The organism is Streptomyces sp. NPDC093591, from assembly GCF_044764885.1.
Classification (GTDB): domain Bacteria; phylum Actinomycetota; class Actinomycetes; order Streptomycetales; family Streptomycetaceae; genus Streptomyces.
In genome coordinates, this window is record NZ_JBIWIY010000001.1 from 476,231 (window position 1) to 498,778 (window position 22,548).

14 protein-coding genes and 1 pseudogene are annotated in these 22,548 nt (G+C 70.5%); 9 read left to right on the plus strand and 6 right to left on the minus strand.

Features of this window, described 5'->3' with window-relative positions; genetic code table 11:
- Positions 1-21 precede the first annotated feature (21 nt).
- The 4 genes from ACIREI_RS02055 (at position 22) to ACIREI_RS02070 (ending at position 3,334) form a co-directional block, all read left to right on the plus strand.
- The gene (locus tag ACIREI_RS02055; protein WP_403326294.1) at positions 22-1,626 is read left to right on the plus strand and encodes a BCCT family transporter; all 1,605 of its coding nucleotides are present in this window, start codon (positions 22-24) and stop codon (positions 1,624-1,626) included.
- The gene (locus ACIREI_RS02060) at positions 1,613-2,038 is read left to right on the plus strand and encodes an ester cyclase (protein ID WP_403326297.1); all 426 of its coding nucleotides are present in this window, start codon (positions 1,613-1,615) and stop codon (positions 2,036-2,038) included. Before ACIREI_RS02055 ends, ACIREI_RS02060 begins: the two co-directional genes overlap by 14 nt.
- A gap of 26 nt (positions 2,039-2,064) precedes the next feature.
- Complete coding sequence (locus tag ACIREI_RS02065; protein ID WP_403326299.1) at positions 2,065-2,568, plus strand: flavin reductase family protein; 504 nt, start codon at positions 2,065-2,067, stop codon at positions 2,566-2,568.
- Positions 2,569-2,665: 97 nt separating this feature from the next.
- Positions 2,666-3,334, plus strand: coding sequence for a GntR family transcriptional regulator (locus ACIREI_RS02070; protein WP_403326302.1), 669 nt, complete (start codon positions 2,666-2,668; stop codon positions 3,332-3,334).
- A 141-nt stretch (positions 3,335-3,475) separates the two neighbouring features.
- Here the strand turns inward: ACIREI_RS02070 and ACIREI_RS02075 are convergent.
- The 3 genes and pseudogenes from ACIREI_RS02075 to ACIREI_RS02085 form a co-directional block, all read right to left on the minus strand.
- A pseudogene (locus ACIREI_RS02075) lies at positions 3,476-3,827 on the minus strand (hypothetical protein); the annotation flags it as partial.
- 108 nt (positions 3,828-3,935) lie between these two features.
- Positions 3,936-4,784, minus strand: a complete 849-nt coding sequence (locus ACIREI_RS02080; RefSeq protein ID WP_403326305.1) for an ABC transporter permease — start codon at positions 4,782-4,784, stop codon at positions 3,936-3,938.
- Positions 4,785-4,826: 42 nt separating this feature from the next.
- The gene (locus ACIREI_RS02085) at positions 4,827-5,852 is read right to left on the minus strand and encodes an ABC transporter substrate-binding protein (protein WP_403326308.1); all 1,026 of its coding nucleotides are present in this window, start codon (positions 5,850-5,852) and stop codon (positions 4,827-4,829) included.
- Between the two features lie 303 nt (positions 5,853-6,155).
- On the opposite strand from ACIREI_RS02085, the gene ACIREI_RS02090 reads away from it, so the two are divergent.
- The 5 genes from ACIREI_RS02090 to ACIREI_RS02110 all read left to right on the plus strand — a co-directional run bounded on the left by ACIREI_RS02090 (position 6,156) and on the right by ACIREI_RS02110 (position 19,254).
- Complete coding sequence (locus tag ACIREI_RS02090) at positions 6,156-6,941, plus strand: ABC transporter ATP-binding protein (RefSeq protein WP_403326311.1); 786 nt, start codon at positions 6,156-6,158, stop codon at positions 6,939-6,941.
- Positions 6,938-7,882 carry an LLM class F420-dependent oxidoreductase gene (locus ACIREI_RS02095; RefSeq protein WP_403326314.1) on the plus strand — a complete coding sequence of 315 codons (945 nt, stop codon included), beginning with the start codon at positions 6,938-6,940 and terminating at the stop codon, positions 7,880-7,882. The genes ACIREI_RS02090 and ACIREI_RS02095 overlap by 4 nt, the downstream gene beginning before the upstream one ends.
- 405 nt (positions 7,883-8,287) lie before the next feature.
- A complete protein-coding gene (locus ACIREI_RS02100; RefSeq protein ID WP_403326317.1) occupies positions 8,288-9,514 on the plus strand; it encodes a S8 family peptidase in 1,227 nt (408 codons plus the stop codon).
- Between the two features lie 174 nt (positions 9,515-9,688).
- Positions 9,689-17,728, plus strand: a complete 8,040-nt coding sequence (locus tag ACIREI_RS02105; protein ID WP_403326321.1) for an SDR family NAD(P)-dependent oxidoreductase — start codon at positions 9,689-9,691, stop codon at positions 17,726-17,728.
- A gap of 14 nt (positions 17,729-17,742) precedes the next feature.
- Entirely contained in the window at positions 17,743-19,254 is a 1,512-nt protein-coding gene (locus ACIREI_RS02110; protein ID WP_403326324.1) for a tryptophan 7-halogenase, read from the plus strand.
- A 153-nt stretch (positions 19,255-19,407) separates the two neighbouring features.
- Here ACIREI_RS02110 and ACIREI_RS02115 read toward each other — a convergent pair whose 3' ends face one another.
- From ACIREI_RS02115 to ACIREI_RS02125, 3 genes are all read right to left on the minus strand, one after another.
- Entirely contained in the window at positions 19,408-20,049 is a 642-nt protein-coding gene (locus tag ACIREI_RS02115) for a cutinase family protein (RefSeq protein WP_403326327.1), read from the minus strand.
- A 181-nt stretch (positions 20,050-20,230) separates the two neighbouring features.
- Positions 20,231-21,451 carry a PucR family transcriptional regulator gene (locus ACIREI_RS02120; RefSeq protein ID WP_403326330.1) on the minus strand — a complete coding sequence of 407 codons (1,221 nt, stop codon included), beginning with the start codon at positions 21,449-21,451 and terminating at the stop codon, positions 20,231-20,233.
- Positions 21,452-21,573: 122 nt separating this feature from the next.
- Positions 21,574-22,518 carry an alpha/beta hydrolase gene (locus ACIREI_RS02125; RefSeq protein WP_403326333.1) on the minus strand — a complete coding sequence of 315 codons (945 nt, stop codon included), beginning with the start codon at positions 22,516-22,518 and terminating at the stop codon, positions 21,574-21,576.
- Positions 22,519-22,548 lie beyond the last annotated feature (30 nt).

The window sequence follows — 22,548 nt, forward strand, 5'->3', positions numbered from 1 at the left end:
GCCCCGGACCCAAGGAGTTACATGTCCAGTCACCTTGGAACGGGCGAGGGAACGACGCCCGCGACGTCGTCGGGGAGCGGTGGGGAAAGCACCACGGACGGCACCGACGCCGACCGTGACAGCGGCGGGCGACTCGGTTCCGTTTTCTGGACCTCGCTCGGTATCTCCACCGTCTTCGTAGCGTGGGCGGTGCTCTTCACGGACAACCTGAACAAGGTCACCAACAAGTCGCTGAACTGGGTGACGGCCACGTTCGGTTGGTCCTACCTCGTGGTCACGCTCGCCATCCTGATCTTCCTTGTGTTCCTGGCCTTCAGCCCCGCCGGAGACATCCGGCTGGGCAAGGACTCGGACCGCCCGGAGTTCTCGACCCTCACCTGGTTCGCCATGATCCTCAGCGCGGTGATGGGTATCGGACTGGTCTCCTACGGCGTCGCGGAGCCGATCTCCCACCTGGCGACGCCGCCGCACGGCCTCGCCGAGCCGAACACGCCGGCGGCAGCGGTGCGCGCCCTGCAGTACTCCTACTTCGACTGGGGCCTGCAGGCCTGGGCGATCTTCGCCGTCTTCGGTCTGGCGATCGCGTACTCGACCCACCGCAAGGGCCGGCGCACCCTGGTGAGCCAGATGTTCCGGCCGCTGCTCGGTGACCGCGTGGACGGCCCGATCGGCAAGGCGATCGACGTGCTCGCCGTCTTCGCGACGCTCTTCGGCACCACGACCTCCCTGGGCCTGGGGGCCCTCCAGGTCAACAACGGGCTCGGCAGGCTGTGGGGGATGCCGGTCAACAACGTGAGCCAGGTGCTCATCATCGCCGCCGTCACCTCGATCTTCACGCTCTCGGCGGTGACCGGTGTCAGCAAGGGCATCAAGTTCCTGAGCCAGGGCAGCACGGTGCTGGCCATCGCGCTCTTCGTCTTCATGCTGATCGTCGGCCCGGCCGTCTTCATCGCGAACCTGTACATCGAGGCCGTGGGCCAGTGGGCCACCGACTTCTTCCGGATGAGCCTGCAGGGCACCGCGTTCGGCGGGCTCGAGTGGATGCAGTGGTGGACCTACTTCATGATGGCCTGGTGGGTCTCCTGGGGCGCTTTCGTCGGCGTCTTCCTGGCCCGTATCTCGCGCGGCCGCACCATCCGCGGCTTCATCATGGGCGTCCTGGTCGTCCCCAGCGTGGTGTTCTTCACCTGGTTCACGGTCTTCGGCGGCACCGCGATCCACATCGACATGTACGAGGGCGGCGACATCGCCAAGCAGACCGCCACCGACATCAACAGCGCGTTCTTCGCGACCCTCGACCACTTCCCGCTCGCCGGGGTCACCTCGGTGATCGCGATCATCCTGGTCGTGATGTTCTTCGTCTCCGGCGCGGACGCCAACACCTATGTGCTGTCCATGATGACCTCGGACGGATCGCTCACCCCCCGCCGTTCGGTGCTCATCCTCTGGGGCGTCCTCACCGGTGTCACCGCCGTCGTCCTCATGCTCGCCGGCGGATTGAACGCCCTTCAGAACACCGTCATCGTGACGTCGTTGCCCTTCCTCGTGATCATCGCCGGTCTGGCGGTGTCCTTCTGGAAGGAGCTGTGCGCAGACAGAAAGGAGAAGACCGGTGTCGAACTCTGACGCCCGTCGTGGACTCATCGAGAAGGCATGGGCCGCGGCCTGGGGCGAGGGAGACGTCGATGCCCTCGACGCGCTGCTGAGCCCGGCCTACCTCCGACACAGCCAGGACCCGCACCCGCAGAACCTGGCGGCCTTCAAGGCCTCCGTCGTCTCGACCCGGTCCGCCTTCCCCGACCTGGTGACGACCATCGACGACATCGTGATCGAGGGAGACCGGGCCGCGATCCGCTGGCACAGCACCGGAACCCACCAGAACTCGCTCCTCGGCGTCCCCGCCACCAAACGCCGGGTCAAGGTCAGCGGCGCCACCTTCGCCCGCTTCGACGGCGACAGGATCGTCGAGGAGCACGTGACGTGGGATCCCAGGGCGCTGCTCTCGGCGCTGGGCGTCATCCGGGTGGGACAGGACTGACGATCAAGATGACAAGGAGCACCTCCATGACCCCGCTCGCCTCGAAGCCCGACCTCGACGTGATGAAGCAGGTCAACCGGCAGTTCGTCACCGGCGTCACGGTCGTGACCGCGATGGACGGGGAGACGCCCAGGGGGCTGGCCGTCAACGCGTTCTCGAGCATCTCGCTCGATCCCCCCACCGTGATGGTGTGCGTCCAGCGCACCTCGTCCACCCACGACTGCCTGTTCAGCGCGAGCCACCTCGCGATCAACATCCTCTCCACGGACCAGCTGGACGTCGTCGGTACGTTCGCGAGCAAGGCCACGGACAAGTTCGAGAAAGTGGCGTGGGAGAGCGGCCCGTTCGGCAGCCCGCTGATCGCCCGGAGCAGTGCGCAGATGGAGGTCGAGATCCGCGAGCGGCTGCAGGCCAGCACGCACACTGTGTTCATCTGCCGGGTGGTGCACGCCGTCGTCTCCGAGCGTCGTCCGATGGTCTACAGCGCGGGTAAGTTCTTCGACGGCGGCGCGCTGGCGCCGCTGGGATGACCGGCGGGCGGCCAGGGAGACGGAGGAGAGTTCTGTGAGTGGCGCGAAGAGCGAACCGAAGTGGGGGTCCCCCCGGCCGGCGGCTGGGGGAGGGTCGATGCAGGCCAGGGTGATCGCCGAAATGCGCCGGCGGATCATCAAGGGCGACATCGAGCCCGGGGCTCCGCTCTCGGAGCTCGCCCTCGCGGAGGAATTCGGCGTCAGTCGTACACCGGTGCGCGAAGCCCTCAAGCAGCTCCAGACCGAAGGGCTGGTCGAGATCCGACCCCGGGTCGGGACGTTCGTCACCACACCCTCCCGCCGCGAGATCACGGAACTCTTCGAGATGAAGGAACTCCTCGAGGGCGCGGCGGCCCGCCTCCTCGCCCGGCGTGGCCGTGTCGCGGAGATCGACCTGCTCGAGCGGAACCTGCGCGAGGCCGATGAAGCGGTGGCGCGGGACGACCGGGAGCGGTACGCGGAGTTGGTCCAGGAGTTCCACGACCTGCTCATCTCGGGTGCCGACAACAGCAAGCTGGAGGCCCACTACCGGATGCTGATGAATCAGCTGGCCTACTCCCGGCTGGTGAACACGTCGCTGAGCCAGCCGGGCCGCGCGCTGCAGTCGGACCGTGAGCACCACCTCGTCCTGGAGCTGATCCTGGAGAAGGACGGCGACAGCGCCGAGCACGTGATGCGTGAGCACGTCAGGGCCAGCCGACGTGCGCTGCTGGCGGGGCTGCCCATCGGCGGTTCGCATGAGAGGTTCGGGACGGCGAGTTCCTGATTCCGCTGCCCCCTCAGCTTCCGCCGCTGTCCCTTGACGGCCATCAGGGCCGGGTACCGCCTCTTCGGGGGTGGTGCCCGGCCCTTCGACTTGCGCTGCCCACGCTCGGCCGGCGGGGGCATTCGGGTCGGCTTACGGGACCTTCCCCTTCCGCGTCGCTGACGGCCTGAACCGCATGGCCGGGGACAACGAGTCGATCGCGCGACGAGGCCAGTCCACTCGCCGCGGCAGCCCAGTTCGTCGAGGACCAGGCGGTGGAGCTTCGCCCCCACCCCGGCGTTCGTCGACTCCGTGAAGCGGTGGTGAGCCGACGCGTCGGACGGACGGAGCGATGCAGCGGGCAGCTGCCGCAGGTACGGCCGGACGTCGCAACGAACACGATCGCAGCCAGACCCTCACGGGTCACCGTGTCTGCGCGCCGGCCACCGCCCTGAGGCCGCGTGCGCGCATCCGGTGTCACACACTCTCCTGGGTGCCGGACACGGCGCCGGATGCAGGCGGGTGATGGAGCGTCAAAGGCCGTTGTCCGTGCCTCCCGTTGGTGGAACCCGCCGTGAGCAACAGAGGTTCGCCCCCTGGGGGGCACGAAAGCCCAGCCGGTTCAGCCGCGCGAGGTGGTGTCCCTGACCCAGGGCAGCGCGAACCGTTCCAACAACACCAAAGCGAAGTAGAGCAGGATGCTCATCAATCCGATCAGGATGATCGCGGCCCAGGCGGTGGCGGTGTCGCCGACCCCACCCGCCTGCACGATCAGATAGCCCAGCCCGGACTCACCGGCCTGGAACTCGCCGATGACAGCGCCGATCGCAGCGAGAGGCATGGCCACCTTCAGACCGACGAAGATCTGCGGCAGTGCGGCGGGCAACCGTACCTTCCGGAACGCCTGCCAGCGCGAGGCGTCCAGCGAGCGCGCCAACTCCGCCAGGTCGGCCGGGGTCGACGTGAGGCCGGTCGCGGTGGACAGCACGATGGGGAAGAAGCAGAGCAGGAAGACCATGGTCAGGACCGGCTTCGGGCCCCAGCCGAGCGCTCCCACCAACAGCGGCCCGAGCGCGATCTTCGGAACCGCGTTGACGGCGACCAGCAGCGGCGTGAACATTCGCTCCAGTACCCGCGAGCCCGCCAGTGACAGTCCGATCAGAACACCGCAGGCGCTGGAGAGGGCGAACCCGACAACCGTCTCCAGCGTGGTGTCGCCGGCATGTTCCAGGAACCGGACCGGGGCTGCGGCGAACGCCGAGAGCACGGCACCTGGCGGCGGCAGCACGGCCGGGTGGATCACCTCCAGCGCGGAGGTGAGAAGCCACCACACGCCGAGCGCGATCAGCAGCCCGGCCAAGGGCAGCAGCACCACACCGAGGCCCGTCCTGCGCCGTGGACCGACTCGCGGCCCGGGCACCGGCTCCGGGCCCGCCGCCGAGCCCTGCTGCGGCTTCGACAGTTCGGTCATCCCGTCCTTCTCCCAGCGCGGTCCTTCTCCAGCGCGGCGCGATCAGGCCTTCGGCACCAGGTCGAAGTCGATGATCTGCTCAGGAGTCATTCCCTGCCGCAGCGCGCCCGCTCGCTCCAGGATCGCGATGCTCCTCGCGACACGTGCGGAGTCCAGCGTCCCGATCGCCGTGCCGGAACCGCCCGGCGTGACGTACTCGGCCATCAACTCCAACTCGGCGGCCGCGGCGGCCGGGTTCGTGGCGTCCACGTTCCGCTCAAGGATCTCGGCGGCCTCCTTCGAGTTGGCGAGGCTGTACTCCAAGCCCTTGAGCAGCGCGCGGGTGAACCGCTTCACCATCTCCGGATCCCGCTCGGCGATCTTCTTCGACGTGATCAGCACGTTGCCGTAGAGGTCGGGTATCACGTCGCTGTACGGCAGCAGGACGGCCTTCTTCTTGGTGACCGCCTCGATGGTCGGCTTACCCACCACGAACTGGCCGATGCCGTCCACCGAGCCGCCGGCGAGCGTGCCCATCAGGGTCTGTGCCTCGCCGTTGACCCAGGTCACCTTGTCGGCGTCCACGCCAGCCAGTCGGGCGTACGTCGGGAAGAGGTTGCGTACGACCGAGCCGGGCGTGTCGGCGAGCCGTTTGCCCTCGAGGTCCTTCGGAGTGGCGATGCCGTTGCCCTCGGTGGTGGCGATCGCGGCCATGGTGCGCTGCTGGATGGCGGCCACCGCGACGAAGTCCTTCGCCTGACCACTGCCCAGGTGCAGCAGACCTCCCGTCAGGTCGATCGGCCCGAACTGCGCCTGGCCACTGACGACGGCCGGAATCACGCCGCCGGTGCCCTGGCCCGGCTTGATCTCCACATCGAAGCCGGCCTCTTCGAAGAACCCCTTGTCCTTCGCGACCCAGGCGTACGCGTCCCGGCCGAAGTTGCCGAACGAGGTCAGGTAGGTCACCTTCTTCAGTGCCTTGCCGTCCTCACCGGTACCTGCGTCGGAATCCGAGCCGCCACATCCCGCCACCAGCGCCAGCGCTGTGGTCAGGGCTACCGCGGTGACCGTACGGGCGAACCTGATCATGCGCACAGTGTTGTCCTTTCCGACCGCCGACTGCGCCGGCAGAGGGGCGTCGAGACGGACGAGTCAGACGAGTCAGACGAGACCGAACGGAGTGAACGGAACCGTCGCGAGCATGACACTTGGTGCGGGGCAACAGCGTACGAGGGCAAGGTAGTTGTGGGCCAGGCGTGGGGCGGATGTTGGGCATTGGGGCATGCGCCGAGGAGGACGACAGGTACCGTCGAGCGGCCTGCTGCGGGTAGCCTGACTGGGCGTTACGAACCGGCCGACATGGTGATCGCCAGTGGATGGGGAGACCGCCGGATGATCAGACTCACCGGCGTGTCCCGGAGCTTCACCAGCCGGTCCGGTTCCACGGTGGCGCTCCAGGACATCGGCCTTCACATCGCCGAGGGCGAGTTCGTGGCGGTGCTGGGCCGGTCCGGTTGCGGCAAGTCCACGCTGCTCCGGCTGATCGCCGGGCTACTGCCGGTCACCGAGGGCGAGATCGCCATCGGCGGCGAGCGAGTGACCGGAGCCCGGCGGGATGTCGCCATGCTGTTCCAGCGGCCGGCGCTGCTGCCCTGGCGGTCCGTCCTCGACAACGTCCTGCTGCCCGTGGAGATCTTCGGCTGGAACAAGGCCGAGTACCGCGACCGGGCGAAGCGGTTGCTGGAGACAGCCGGCCTGGGCGGCTTCGAGAAGCACCGGCCGCACGAGCTCTCCGGCGGTATGCAGCAACGCGTCGCACTGTGCCGGTCGCTGATGGGCGAGCCCCGGGTACTGCTCATGGACGAACCGTTCTCCGCGCTCGACGCGCTGACCCGCGCGGACCTCGCGGTGGAGCTGCAGCGCATCCACATCGAAAACTCGTCAACAGTCGTCTTCGTCACCCACTCGATAGACGAGGCCGTGTTGCTCGCCGACCGGGTGGTGGTGCTCAGCCCGCGTCCGGGCCGGATCCGCAAGATCGTCGACGTCGCCGTTCCCCGGCCGAGGACGCTGGGCCGAACCGCGTACCTGGGCGAAGTCGCCCGGTGCAGCGCCGATCTGCACGAGCTGCTGATGGAACGGGACACATCCACGTCGGCCGAAACGGAGGGGCGATGAGCCTGCGGATCTGCGTCTTCACCGAGCCGCACCGCGGCGCCGACTACGAGGATCAGCTGCGATTCGCGCGAGCTGTCGAAGCCGGCGGGTTCGAGGGCTTCTTCCGGGCCGATCACTATCAGGCGATGGGCGCCGATCCGGGACTGCCAGGCCCTACCGACGCGTGGCTCACGCTGGGCGCGCTCGCCCGCGAAACCTCCCGCATCCGGCTGGGCACCCTGGTCACCTCGGCCACCTTCAGGCTGCCTGGCCCGCTTGCCGTGATGGTGGCGCAGGTCGACCGGATGAGCGGGGGGCGCATCGAGCTGGGCCTCGGCGCGGGCTGGTACGAACGGGAACACACCTCGTACGGCATCCCGTTCCCGCCCGCCCCGGAGCGGTTCGATCGGCTGGAGGAGCAGTTGGCGGTGATCACCGGCCTGTGGCGGACACCGGTCGGCGAGAGTTTCAGCTATCGCGGCGACCACTACCAGCTGGTCGACGCGCCTGCCCTGCCGAAGCCGGTGCAGGTGCCGGCGCCGCCGATCATCGTCGGGGGCCGCGGCCTCAGGCGCACCCCGGAGCTGGCCGCTCGGTACGCGGACGAATTCAACATGCCCTTCAAGTCGGTGGCGGAGACTGCCCGGGCGTACCAGCGGGTGACAGAGGCGTGCGACCGGACCGGACGGTCCGGCGCGGGTCAGCCACCGCTGCTGCTCTCGGCCGGGGTCGTGGTCGCCATCGGTCGTACCGACGCGGAGGCGCAACGGCGGGCGGCCCCGCTGCATGTCAAGAGCGCCCTGCCGCCGGAGGATCCGGTGGTCGGATCGCCGGCCCAACTCGTGGAGCGCCTCGGCGAGTTCTCCGCGATCGGCGCGAGCCGCATCCATCTGCGACTGATCGACTTTCATGACCTCGACCACCTGGAACTCATCGCCGGTGAGGTGCTTCCGCAGCTGTAGGGCGTGCTGTCGTGGCTCCGCGTCCACGGGTGAATGCCCGCAGGTCAGGCGCACGTGTTGGGGGGTCACATAGTCCGGCGATCGTCTGTGCGCGCGACAACCATGCCGCCTCTGCTCTTACCCGCGACACTGCCCGCGCTGTGCAAGGTGACGCTCAACCCCCACTGAACGTGAGCAGACGGTGAAGAAATCGGCACAGATAATCCTGGATCGTTCCTTGGTGATTCAACCAGCGTTCAGCGCTGCACATTTGCGCTCGGGTTGCTTCGAATGTGCGTGAATCCCGTGGAGGTCGACCATCCGCCGGACGTCGGGGTCGCATCAAGAGATTGATCTGCTCGTGACAAGTCGGCACTCTCCTGAGCACGCGCAGCGCTGCCGTTCGAACGCAAATCCCCCCACTTCATGAGGAGACCCCTCTTGACGGCGCATCACAAACGCTCAGGCAAGGCCAAGATCGTCACCGCGATCGCGGCCGTCGCAACCGTCGTCGGCACCGGCCTTTACGTGTCCCCCATTGCTCAGGCGGGCCAGCCCGCCGAGGGCACGGTCTACGGCCTGAATGCCGAAGGAGCCGTGGCCGGCAGCTACATCGTCCTTCTGGACCAGAAGGCGTCCACGGCCGAGAAGCGGGATCTGGCCGCCGAGTACGGTGGCAAGATCAGCCGGACCTACCGCTCGGCGGTCAACGGCTTCTCCGCCGGCAGTCTGACCGAGACGGAGGCCAAGCGCCTCGCGGCCGACCCCGCGGTGTCCAAGGTGGTCCAGAACAAGAAGTTCCACATCAATGCCACCCAGGACAACCCACCGTCCTGGGGCCTGGACCGCATAGACCAGAAGGACACGGCCGCCGATGGTAAGTACACCTACCCGGACAAGGCCGGGGAGGGAGTGACCGCGTACGTCATCGACACCGGCGTACGGATCAGCCACAAGGACTTCGAGGGCCGTGCCGCCTCCGGGTTCGACGCCGTCGACAACGACGACACGGCCGACGACGGCAACGGCCACGGCACCCATGTGGCGGGAACCATCGCCGGCGCCGCCCATGGTGTGGCCAAGAAGGCCAAGATCGTCGCGGTTCGCGTCCTCGACGACAACGGCTCGGGCACCACCGAGCAGGTCGTCGCCGGCATCGACTGGGTGACCCAGAACCACCAGGGCCCCTCGGTGGCGAACATGAGCCTCGGCGGCGGCGCGGACCCCGCTCTCGACGAGGCGGTCAAGAAGGCCATCGCCTCCGGCGTCACCTTCGCGGTCGCCGCCGGCAACGAGTCGGCGGACGCGGGGCAGAATTCACCGGCCCGGGTCCCCGAGGCCATCACGGTCGCGTCCAGCACCAAGGACGACGCCCAGTCGGACTTCTCCAACTTCGGCTCGATCGTGGACCTGTACGCGCCGGGCTCGGACATCACCTCCGACTGGAACGACAGCGACCAGGGGACCAAGACGATCTCCGGCACCTCCATGGCCGCCCCCCACGTCACGGGAGCCGCCGCCGTCTACCTGGCCGGTCACCCGGACGCCGCTCCCGCCGAGGTCGCCACCGCGCTCACCGGCGGGGCGACCGGCGACAAGATCACCAACCCGAGCAGCGGAACGCCCAACAAGCTGCTGAAGGTGACCGAGTAGATCCACAGTAGATCTACACAGGACACCGGGCCCGGCGGTGCCGCCTGCGCGTGCGCAGCGGCATCGCCGGGCCGCGTCGTGTCACCACGTTGACGACGTCGTCCGGAGCGTCGCGGCTGCCAGTCCACGTAGGCTCAACATCGTTGAACCGCGAGGGACTTGGAAGGCGGGACCATGTGGCGTGAGGAGCTGATCCGGCCGCTGCCGGAGCTGTTGAAGGAGCACGCCGAGCTGGCGGCGCAGCGGGTCGCCTACGCCGACTCCTCGCGCAGCGTCACCTACGCCGAGCTGGAGCGTCGCACCCGAGCGCTGGGGGCGTATCTCACCCGGACGGGACTGCGTCGCGGGGACCGCATTGCGATCTGCCTCGGCAACTGCGTGGAGATGGTGGAGAGTTGCCTCGCCGTCCTGCGGGCCGGGATGATCGGCGTCCCGCTCAATCCGCGGTCCTCCGATGCGGAGCTGGCCCATTTCCTCCAGGACAGTGGCGCCGGCTTCGTCATCACCGACGCCGCGCACTTCGCACAACTGCGGCGCCTGGGACAGCCGTACGACGGTTTGAATGTTTTGGTCACCGGCACCGGTCCGATACCGGAGGGGGCCCAGTCGTTCCAGAGCGCGGCTGAGAGCGACGGGTCCGCGGAGATCGACGGGCTCGGGCTCGACGATCCGGCCTGGATGCTGTACACCTCCGGCACCACCCACCGGCCCAAAGGAGTGCTGTCCACGCAGCGGGCCGCGCTGTGGTCCGTGGCCGCCTGCTACGCCCCGATCTTCGGCCTCTCGCCCGACGACCGCCTGCTCTGGCCGCTTCCGCTGTTCCACAGCTTCAGCCACTCGCTGGCGATCCTGGGCGTGACGGCCGTGGGCGCCAGCGCCCGGATCGCCGGTGAGCTGCTGCCGCCGGGCGGTCTGCGGCAAGAACTGCTCACCGCCCACGAGGGGTTCGGCGGCCCCTTCACCATGCTGGCCGGCGTGCCCGCGACGTATCACCGGCTGGTCGACTCGGCCGGCGACCCCCCGCGGGCGCTGCGGATGTGCGTCATCGCCGGTGCGCCGAGTGGTCCCGCTCTGCGCGCGGCCGTCGAGGACACCCTCGGGGCGCCCCTGCTCGACGCGTACGGCAGCACCGAGACCTGCGGCATGATCGCGGTGAACCGTCCTGAAGGGCCCCGGGTCGACGGTTCCTGCGGGCCTCCCGTGCCGGGCGTCGAGGTACGTGTCGTCGACCCGGGCAGCGGCGAGGACGTCCGGGACGGGGCCGAGGGCGAGGTCTGGGTGCGTGGGCCGGGTCTGATGAGCGGCTATCACGAGCAGCCCGAGGCGACGGCCGCCGCGCTGCGGGACGGCTGGTACCGCACCGGCGACCTGGGCCGCCGTGTCGAGCACGGCCATCTCAGGCTCACCGGCCGGGTCAGCGAGCTGATCATCCGCGGCGGCGAGAACATCCACCCGACGGAGATCGAACAGGTCCTGTCGCAGTGTCCCGGCGTGTCCGACGCCGTGGTCGTGGGTGTGCCGCACGACGTGCTGGGCGAGGTGCCGGTCGGCTTCGTCGTACCGGGTCCGGACGGGATGGACACGCGGCGGGTGCTCGCCGAGTGCCGGGCCCGACTGGCCGACTACAAGGTGCCGGCCGAGATCCGCGAGATCGCCGCCGTCCCCCGTACCGCGTCCGGCAAGATCGCCCGGCACCAGCTGGTCGTCCCCCCTCCGGCCGCCCCTGTCTCGGTCGAAGCCACCCTGGGCGAACGGCTGCACGCGCTCTCGCTCGACGAGCGGGAACGCGCGCTGCGCGAGACGGTCCTCATCGAGACGGCCGAGGTCTGCCGGCGTGCGCCGGGCGATCTGCCCGACGCGGACAGTCCGTTCGCCGACCTCGGCATGACGTCCGTCGGCGCGGTCGAGCTGGTGGACCGGCTCGGCGCCCTGAGCGGCCTGAGCCTGCCGACGACGCTGGTCTTCGACCGTCCGACACCGGCCGAGGTGGCCCGGTACCTGCGCGCCGCGCTCTTCGAGGCCGAGCCCGCGCGGCACCCGCAGTCGTACGGCGGACAGGACCGGTCCCTTCAGGACGACCCCATCGCGATCGTCGCCATGGGCTGCCGGTATCCCGGTGACGTCAACTCCCCGGAGGATCTCTGGGAGCTGGTGTCGCAGGGCCGGGACGCCATCTCGGAGTTCCCGACCGACCGCGGCTGGGACCTGGACGCCCTGTACGACCCCGACCCCGACCGGATCGGCACGTCGTACACGCGACACGGCGGATTCCTGCACCGGGCCGCGGAGTTCGACGCCGGGCTGTTCGGGATCTCGCCGCGCGAGGCTCTCGCGATGGATCCGCAGCAGCGGCTGCTCCTGGAGACGTCCTGGGAGGTGTGGGAGCGAGCCGGGATCGACCCTGCGTCGCTGCGCGAGAGCGACACCGGGGTGTTCGTCGGCGTGATGTACGGCGACTACTCCACCCGCCTCACCCGGTCCCACGAGTTGGAGGCGCACGTGGGCCTGGGCTCGGCGGGCAGCGTGGCTTCCGGGCGGATCTCCTATACGTACGGGCTGCGCGGTCCCGCGATCACGATCGACACCGCGTGCTCGTCCTCGCTCGTGGCGCTGCACTGGGCCGCTCGGGCGCTGCGCTCGGGCGAGTGCTCGCTGGCGCTGGCCGGCGGGGTCACGGTGATGGCGACGCCCAAACCGTTCCTCGCCTTCAGCCGGCAGCGCGGGCTGTCGCCGGACGGGCGCTGCAAGTCGTTCTCGGCGGCGGCCGACGGTACGGCCTGGGGCGAGGGCGTGGGACTCGTCCTGCTGGAGCGGCTGTCCGACGCGCGGCGAGCCGGCCATCCGGTCCTGGCCGTGCTCCGCGGCTCCGCCGTCAACTCCGACGGTGCGTCCAACGGACTCACCGCGCCCCACGGGCCCGCTCAGCAGCAGCTGATCAGGCAGGCGTTGGCGGACGCGGGGCTGCGCGGCGGTGACGTGGACGTGGTGGAAGCCCACGGTACGGGCACCCGGCTGGGCGACCCCATCGAGGCGCAGGCCCTCCTGGCCACGTACGGACAGGGGCGCGAGCAGCCGCTGTGGCTCGGGTCGGTCAAGTCCAACCTGGGGCACACGCAGGCGGCGGCCGGAGTCGCCGGAGTCATCAAGATGGTGCAGGCCATGCGGCACGGTGAACTGCCCCGGAGCCTGTACGCCGACTCGCCCACACCGCACGTCGACTGGTCCTCGGGCCAGGTGGAACTGCTGACCGAGTCCCGGCCCTGGCCGGCCTCGGACCGCCCGCGGCGTGCGGGGGTCTCGGCCTTCGGGATCGGCGGGACCAACGCGCATGTGATTCTGCAAGAGGCGCCGGAGGCAGAGGCACCGCGGGCAGCGTCAGGGCCCCGGGCCGGGCTTTCGGCGGTCTCCGAGAACGCGGCCGCGCCGCCGCCCGTTCCGTGGCTGCTCTCCGCCGCCGACGAAACAGCCTTGCGCGCCGAGGCCCGACGGCTCGCGGCCGAAGCGGCGAACCGGCCGAGCCTGTCGCCCGCCGACATCGCCCACTCGCTCGCGGTGTCGCGCTCCGCCCTCACCCACCGTGCCCTCGTGCCGGCCGGTGACCGGACCCGGATGCTGGACGCGCTGAACGCGTTCGCGCAGGGCCGGGACGCAACCGGAGTCGTACGAGGACTGGCGGACCCGGAGATCCGTACGGCCTTCCTGTTCACCGGACAAGGTGCCCAGCGGCCTCGGATGGGCGCCGAACTGCGCGCCGCCTTCCCCGTCTTCGCCGAAGCCTTCGACGAGGTGTGCCGGTGTCTGGACGACCGTCTCCCACAGCCACTGAGCGAGGTGCTGTCCGCCGAGCCGGGCACACCGGAAGCCGCGCTGGTGGACCGTACGGACTTCACGCAGGCCGGACTGTTCGCCTTCGAGGTGGCGTTGTTCCGGCTGCTGGAGTCCTGGGGCGTTCGAGCGGACCGGCTTGTGGGCCACTCCGTCGGCGAGTTGGCGGCCGCGCATGTCGCCGGTGTACTCGATCTGCCCGACGCGGCAACGCTTGTCGCCGCGCGCGGCCGGCTGATGCAGGCGTTGCCCGACGGGGGCGCGATGGTGGCGCTGGACGCGACCGAGGAGGAAGTACTCCCAGCGCTCGCGGAGTTGGGGGCTCGGGTGGCGATCGCATCCGTCAACGGGCCCCGTTCGGTGGTGATCTCGGGCATGGAGGACGCCGTGCTCGCGGTTGCGGCCGGTTTCGAGGCACGTGGGCGCAGGGCCGTACGGCTGAGGGTGAGTCACGCCTTCCACTCGCCCCTGGTGGAGCCGATTCTCGACGAATTCCTGGGCGTCGCTCGGGAGTTGACTTTCCGGCCACCGCACATCGCGGTCGTCTCCACCGTGACGGGCGGACTCGCCGAGCCTGCGGAACTGTGCTCGCCCGAGTACTGGGCGCGGCACGCCCGGCAGTCCGTGCGCTTCGCCGACGCCGTGCGCCGGCTCGCGGACGACGGAGTCTCGGCCCACCTGGAACTCGGCCCCGGGCCCACACTCACCGCGGCCGCCACCGACTGTCTGACCGACGCGTCCACGAGCGGCGCCGTTCTCGTCGTGGCCACGCGAGGCGGGGCGTATGAACCGGAGACGCTCCTGTCGGCCGTGGCCCGGCTGCATGTTGCCGGGGCCGCTGTCGACTGGACTGCGGTGTACGCGGGTTCCGGCGCGCGGCGCGTGGATCTGCCGACGTACGCCTTCCAGCGGCAGCGGTACTGGCTGGACGCACCGCGCCCGGGGGCGGACGAGGCCGGGACGCTGCTGAGTCCGGCGTTCCCGGTGCCGGACACCGAGCGGACCGTGCTGACCGGGCTGTTGTCCCTGGCGGCCCACCCGTGGCTCGCGGACCATGTCGTCGCCGGGAGGGTGATCGTGCCGGCGACGGTGTTCGTGGAGATGGCCGTGCGGGCGGGCGACGAGACGGGCTGCGGTGCGGTCGACGACCTCGTGATGCTGTCGCCGCTCGCTCTGCCCGGTTCCGCGAGGGTGCGCGTGCAGGTCGTGGTGGGTGCGCAGGACGACTCGGGACGGCGGCCGGTCGACATCTACTCCCGGCCGGAGGACTCGGCCGAGGATTCCGCCGAGGACGCCCCATGGACCCGGAACGTCTCCGGTCAACTGGGCCGCGGACGTGCGGCGGAGGGCGAGGCCACCCCGTGGCCGCCCCAAGGCGCCGAGGTGGTGGATCTCACCGACGCGTACGCCGCCCTCGCCGATGCCGGGCTCGCCTACGGGCCCGCCTTCCAGAATGTCGGCGCGCTCTGGCGGCGCGGCGACGACGTCTTCGCGGAGGTCCGGCTGTCCGCGTCACACATCTCGGAAGCGGGTCGCTTCGGAATCCACCCGGCGCTGTTCGACGCCGCGTTGCACGCGCCGTTGCTGGCCGCGCCCGCCGACGCGGGCACGGTGCGGGTGCCGTTCGCGTGGAGCGGAGTGAGCCTGCACGCCTCGGGCGCCACACAGGTGCGGGTCACGGTGACGTCGACAGGCCCGGACACGGTCTCGCTGACCCTGGCCGACCCGTCCGGCCGGCTCGTGGCGCGCGTGGACTCGCTGGCCACCCGGGAGCTCCCGGCCGACCGGGCCGACGTGACGGGCGACATTGCGGACGACATCGTACGAAGGTCCCTGCTGCGCCCTGAATGGGCCGGCCTCGAACTCCCCGGCAACGCCGATACGCGCGGCTGGGCGGTGCGCGGGCCGGACGAGCTGAACCTCGCCGAGTTCCTGCCCGGCGCTGTGAACCCCGAGTTCGTCGCCGTCACGGCCGTCGCTCCCGGTGGGTCCGGTTCCGATCCGCTGCCCGCCCTGCACGAGTTGACCGGCAGGGTGCTCAGGGCGCTCCAGGACTGGCAGGACGATCCGGGTGCGGCCGGCTCACGGCTCGTCGTGGTGACACGGGACGCCACCGGCCCGGTGCCGGACCTGGCGGGTGCGGCGGTCTGGGGACTGGTGCGTACGGCGCAGTCGGAACTGCCCGGTCGTGTCGTCCTGGTGGATGTGGACGGACGGCCCGAGTCGCTGCGGATGCTGCCGCCGGCCGTCGCCACCGGTGAGTCCCAGCTCCGCGTGCGGGACGGGCAGGTGACCGTTCCACGGCTGGCGGCGGTCGATGACGTTTCCGGCGCGGGGGCTGCCTTCGGAGTGGACGGCACGGTGCTCATCACCGGAGGCACCGGTGCCCTGGGCGCGGAACTGGCACGTCACCTGGTCGCCGGACACGGCGTACGGCATTTGCTGCTGACCGGACGCCGCGGGCCGCAGGCACCCGGAGCCGAGGAACTGCGCGGTGAACTGGCGAAGTCGGGGGCGGAGCAGGTCGGCATCGTCGCCTGTGACGCGGCCGACCGTGCCGCGCTGGCCGAGGTGATCAAGCACTGCGAGCCGCCGCTGACCGCCGTGGTGCACGCCGCCGGGGTCATCGACGACGGCGTGCTGGACTCCCTGACCCCCGAGCGGATGGCGGCCGTACTGCGGCCGAAGGCCGACGCGGCCTGGAATCTGCATGAACTGACCCGGGACATGGGTCTTTCGGCGTTCGTCGTGTTCTCCTCCGTCTCCGGTCTGCTGGGCCGGGTCGGCCAGGGCAACTACGCGGCCGCGAACTCCTTCCTCGACGCCCTCGCCCAGCGCCGCGCCGCCGAAGGACTGCCGACGCTCTCGCTGGCGTGGGGCCCGTGGGAGCACGCCGGCGGTATGGCGGGGGAGCAGCCCCGACAGCGCCCACAGCGCCCGGATCCACGCGACGTGCTCGTGCCCCTGTCAACCCAGCAGGGCCTGGCCCTGTTCGACGCCGCGCTGCACTCGACGGAGCCGGTCCTGGCGCCGATCCTGCTGGACCGGGCGGCACTGCGGTCCGGCGCGGGACACGTGCCACAGCCGTTGCGCGGACTGGTGCGTCAGCACCGGCCGACCGCCGCGGCGTCGGCTTCCGGCTCCGCCGGCTCTCCTGGGGAGATGCTGGAGCCGGGAGCCTGGCGGAAGCGGCTGTCCCGCATGTCCCCGGGCGAGCGGGAGGCGGCGCTCGTGGAGCTGCTGCGGGCCGACGTGGCGGCGGTGCTCGGATACCCGAACGCCGACGCGCTACCGGTCGGCAAGAACCTTGCCGACCTGGGGTTCGACTCCCTCACTGCCGTGCAGATCCGCAACCGGCTGAGCATGGCGCTGGGGCTCCGGCTGTCGGCGGCCGTGGTGTTCGAGCACCGCACGGCCGAGGAGCTGGCACGCCACCTGCTCGGCCTGCTGGACGGCGAGCCGGTGGCCGCAGCAGCCATCGAGGCCACAGAGGCGCCCAAGGCCGCTGGGGCTGAGCGGCCCGCCTACACCCTGTCCTCTCTGTTCCGCACGGTCAGCGCCTGCGGACAACCGGTGGCGGCGGTGCACCTGCTCGTCACCGCGTCCTGGGCACTGCCCACCTTCACGGCCGCCCGAGGCCGTGAGCACGCTCTGCCCCCGATCCGCCGCTCCCACGGCCGCCCCGGCTCCGGAAGGCCGACGGTCGTCTACTTCCCGGCCTACCATCCCTCGCTCGTATCGGGCGGAGGAGACTTCCCTCGCTTCCACCGCGCTTTCCAGGACGACCTGGACGTCCTGGAGTTCCCGCACCCCGGTGTCGGCGCCGGTGCCGCCGTGCCCGAGGACCGCGCCGCGCTGGCGCGTACGCACGCCGAGAGCGTGCTGCGGCACGTCGGGGACGGACCCTTCGTGGTCGTAGGACGGTCGGCGGGCGGCAACGTGGCGCAACTGGTGGCTCACGAGCTGGAAAACAAGGGCCGGGCGCCGACCGGCCTGATACTGCTGGACACCTACCACATCACGCCGGACAACAGCGGCAAGGACTGGCTGCTGTCCCTGGCCGCCCCGCCGCCGCAGGACACCGCAGAGCCCGTCCTCACCGGGGACGACGACAGCGCCCTGGCCGCGATCGGGGCCTACAACCGGATCTTTCTCGGCTGGGATCCCGAGCCGGTCGCCACGCCCACGCTCCTGGTGCGCGCCCTGCGGCCCACGCCCGCCATGGCGGCCTTCTCGGACGCGGAGGACTGGCGGACCTCCTGGCCCACGGCGCACGACGTCGTGGAGGTCCCCGGCGACCACCTGACGATGATGCAGGAACACGCGGAGACAACCGTGTCGGCGATCCGCACCTGGATCGACGCACGAACGGCGAAGGGGGACCAGTGAGTTCGGTGAGTTCCGTGAGTTCTGCAAGTTCTGCCAGGCTCACGCAGGACTTCGACGTCATCGTGGTGGGCGGTGGCCCGGCCGGGGCCACCGTCTCGGCGGCCGTCGCCCTGCACGGCCATCGCGTCCTCCTCGTCGAGAAGGAGACCTTCCCCCGGTATCAGATCGGCGAGTCCCTGCTCCCGTCGACCGTGCACGGTGTGTGCCGGATCCTCGGCGTCGAGGGCGAGATGGCCGCCGCGGGCTTCAAGCCGAAGCGCGGCGGCACTTTCCGCTGGGGCCGAAACCGCGACCCCTGGCAGTTCTCCTTCGCACTGTCGCCCCGGCTGGCCGACCCGACCTCGTTCGCCTACCAGGTCGAGCGGTCCCGGTTCGACGCGATCCTCCTCGACAACGCACGCAGGGTCGGCGTCGACGTCCGGGAGGGCTGTCGCGTGACCGGCGTGCTCGCCGACGAAGGCGAGCAGGGGCGGGTCCGCGGGGTGCGCTGGACCGGTCCCGACGGCGAGATCCGCGAGGCCACCGCCCGGTACGTCGTGGACGCCTCCGGCAACGGCAGCAGGATCCACCCGCACGTCGGCGGGAAACGGACCTACTCCGACTTCTTCCGCAACATCGCGGTGTTCGGCTATTTCGCCGGCGGCGCGCGGCTCCCGGCGCCGAACGACGGCAACATCTTCTGCGCCGCCTTCGACGAGGGCTGGATCTGGTACATCCCGCTCCGGTCCGACCTGACCAGCGTCGGAGCCGTGGTCGCCCGCGAGAACGCCGAGGCGATCCAGCGGGATCCGGCGACCGCCTGGCGCCGCCTGATCGACGCCTGCCCGGAGGTACGCGGCTTCCTCGACGGCGTCCCACAGGCCATCGAGCCGCCTTACGACCAGGTCCGCGTCCGCAAGGACTGGTCGTACTGGAAGTCACGGCTGTGGCGGCCAGGCATGGTGCTCGTCGGAGACGCGGCGTGCTTCGTCGATCCGGTGCTGTCGAGCGGGGTCCATCTCGCGACGTACGGCGCGCTGCTCGCCGCCCGGTCCATCAACGGCTACCTCTCCGCAGCCCTGGACGAGGACCGGCTGTTCGCCGAGTTCGAGGCCCGCTACCGGCACGAGTACGGCCTGTTCCACGACTTCCTGGTCTCCTTCTACGACATGCACCAGGACGAACGGTCGTACTTCTGGAAGGCGCGCAAGGTCACCAACGTCGGCTCGACGGAACTCGAGGCGTTCGTCGAGCTGGTGGGCGGTCTGGCGTCCGGCGACGCGTCGCTCACCGGGGCCGGGCCGGTGGGCGCGCGGCTTGCGACCGTCGCCGACGACTTCGAGCGGGCCGTGCGCCGCCTTCCCGACGCCGACGACCTGCGCAATCCGCTCTACGAGTCCAAGAGCTTCCGACAGGTGTTCCAGGAGGGAACCGCCCTCCAGGAACGCGGGCTGTTCGGCGGGCCGTTGGAGAAGGAGGCGCCGCTGCGGCCCGGCGGTCTGGTGGCGTCGGCGGACGGGCTGGCCTGGGTCGAACCTGAGGCGTAGGGGGCGCAGACAGGTCGGTGGCGGGTGGGCGGACCGTCGGGCCGTCGCCCATCCACGACCTCACTCGATTCGCGAGGACGCCGCAGTAGCCGTACGGGAACGGGCCCGGGAGGGGATCCTCCCGGACCCTTGGCATGGGTGATGCCCTGCGGCTCAGACCTTGCCCGCGGCGAACGCGGCCGCCGCGTCGGCGTTCGCCGTGTAGCCGAGGTGCGCTCCCACGTCGTTCCCGCCGTTCTCGCAGACGGGGTCGCCCTCGGCGCAGAAGTCGATCGTGCGGCTCTGGTAGACGCCGGTGACGCTCTTGCCGAGGGCCCGGATCGGGTTGCCGAACAGCAGCACCGCGGCGACCTTCGGCTCGACCGCGGCCGGCAGGGTGGCCACGATGGGGCTGCCGACCACCGCACCCTCGCTGCTGATGCCGATGGAGTTGTCGACGACGTTCGCCCCCTGCGAATAGCCGACGAGGATGAAGCGCTGGTTCGGGCAGGCGGCGGTCTGCTGTTTGACGTGGTTCACCAGATCCGTGTTGCCCTGTGCGGCCGAGGTCGGGGAAAGGTCCGCGGGGTAGTTCACCTTGTAGCTGGAGAGGGATTTTCCGGTGATTTTCTTCTGCAGCGCGGAATACACGGGGTCGCCCACGATGAAGCCGAGCGTGCCCGGTTCGAAGGTGCCGCGGGCCGCGACGACGTCGATGTCCGTGCAGGCCGCGGCCGCGGCTGGGGGCGTTGAGAGGGTGGCGAGTCCGGCTCCGCCGACCAGGGAGAGCGCGGCCAGGCACAAGCGCATACGCATGGGATCCTCCGCGAATGGGGGCGCGGGATGCGCCCGCGAAAAAGGACTTCCCGAACGTATTCGCTGTACTGGGCGGAGTGTTATGGACGGAATTATGGAAGTGCCGCGATTTTTTGTCGCCGGATGAGCGCCGGACGAGTGTCGTATGACTGCCGGATGAATCCCGGACGCGTACCGGTAATCAGTCCTGCGGGGTGTTCATCGATTCCGCGCGCAGCGCCAGTATCAACTCCAGGCGGGTGTCGGGATCGTGCAGGGCGTCGCCGAACAGCTTCTCCAGCTGGCGCAGCCGGTAGCGGACCGTCTGCGGATGGATGTGCAGCCGTGCGGCGACGTCCGGGACGTTGCTGCCGCTGAGCAGCCACGCCAGCAGCGTCTCGGCGAGCCGTGCGCGCTGTCCCGCCGACGCCGAGTCGAGCGGGGCGAGGGCGCCGGCCCGCAGTCGGCCGAGCAGCGGCTCGTCGGCGTAAAGCAGCAGCGTCGACAGGTGATCGGCGCAGCGCACCACGTCCTGCCGGGGCAGGACTCCGCGCCCCATCAGCCCCAGGGCCCTTGTGGCCCACCGCAGTGACTGCGCCGCCTCGGCGAGCGGCACCGTCGGGCCTATCGCGGCCGGACGTCCCCGCAGCGCGAGTTCGAAACCGTGCCCGGCCCACCTCCCGGAGCCGTCGGGAACGGGGACCAGCATGCGGGGCGGCCGGGACTCCATGTCCACCAGGGCCCCCGACGAGGCCGGCGGCCGGTCCTCCTCGCGCCGGTCGGGGGCACCCGCGAGCGCCACGACGGCCACCTGCCGCGGCACCGTCCATCGTGCGCCGTGCGCCAGTTTCCGGACCGCCTCCGGGACCACCGGGCCCTCGCCCAGCAGCAGGTCGAGCAGTTGCCGACGGCGCCGCTCCAGCTCGTCCGAGCTGCGCAGCTGCTCCTCCGCGAAACCGGCGGCGGCGGCCTCCGCGACCTCGTGCACCGTCCGGAACGCGAGTTCGCCCAGCGCGGCCACGACCGTCGAGTCCAGCCCGAGTGTCTCCGCCGTGCGACCCATGATCCGCCAGGCATGCATCCCGCCCACCCGCAGGGCGGACTGGAGCACGTCCAGGTTCCGGCCTTCCTGGGCCACGGCACGCCCCAGGGCGTTGTACGTCGCGGCGATCGACTCCCCGTCGTCGCGCGGGTCGGCGATGTGGTCCACGAACAGGGTCAGGGCCTGCACCACCCCGGCCCTCAGGTTCCTGCCGTACGGGCCGTCGGGCGGCTGGGCGTATTCGGGAACCTGACGGCGGACCTCCGCCTCCACCTGATCGGCGACGGCGGTGAGCTGAGCGCGGAGCAGCTCCGCCAGCTCGGCCGGCACCGGGGTGGCCCCGGCGCCGTTCGTCAGGTTGTGCGGGGCGGGGAACGCCATCGCGGACACTCCTTTCGCCCGGAACCGGTTCGCCCGCGCGGTGTTGTCCGTGGGGCGAGTGAGGCGTCCTTGGTTGGACGGACGCTCCCTCCGATTCGTTCCGTGCCCCCACGGCAACGAAGTCACTCCGGTACGCCCAGGGCACGGGCGAGCATCGGCCATGACGCGGTGAACTCCTGCTTCCAGTATGCCCAGTTGTGTTCTCCCCCCGGGTAGAAGTGGCTGTCCACCGGGATGCCGAGACGAGCCAGCGCGTCGGTGAAGCTGTGCGCGGAGGGCCACAGGGCGCTCTCCAGCGCGCTGGGCAGAGGATCGCCGCCGCCACCGAACAGACCGCTGCCCTGCGATACGTACAGAGCGGTACCGCTCAGCCCCGCGGCACGGGCGCGAGGGTTGAAGTCCCGCCAGGTCAGCAGATTCAGTACCGGGTGGCCCCACAGGGAGGCGGTCGGCAGGTTCTCCCGGGCCACGATGGCGTCCACGATGGCGGGCACGCCGGGCGCGGTGGTGTCCAGGACCCCGCTGTAGGAGGCCGCCGCGGCGAACACGCCCGGATGCCGGGCCGCGTGCGCCATCGCCCCGTACCCTCCGGTCGAGACACCGGCGACGGCCCGTACACCGGAGGCCCGGTAGTCACGTGCGAGCAGCGCGGGCACCTCCTTCACCTGGAAGGTCTCGTAGTCGGAGCCGTCGCGCCAGACGCTGGGAATGCCGGTCGGCCCCGCGTCCGGCATCGCCACGATCAGGTCGCGGCCCTCGGTGAAGGCCTCGATGTCCGTCTCCCGCGTCCAGGACGTGTGGTCGTCGTGGGCGCCGTGCAGCAGATACAGCACCGGATACGTCCGCGCCGGGTCCGCGTCGAAGCCCGACGGCAGTATGAGCCGCACCGGTGCGTCGCGGCCCAGGGCGGCGGAGGACACGGACACCTCGAACGTGCGCGGTCCCAGCCGGGTCGCCGCCCGGGCGCGACCCGTACCGGTCGCGGTGCCGAACAGAACGGTCAGACCGGCGGCGGTCGCCGCCTTGGCGACGGTGCGCCGGGACACTCCGGTGATGCGGTCGGGCATGGCGGCTCCTCGGGTTCCGGGCTTCGGGTT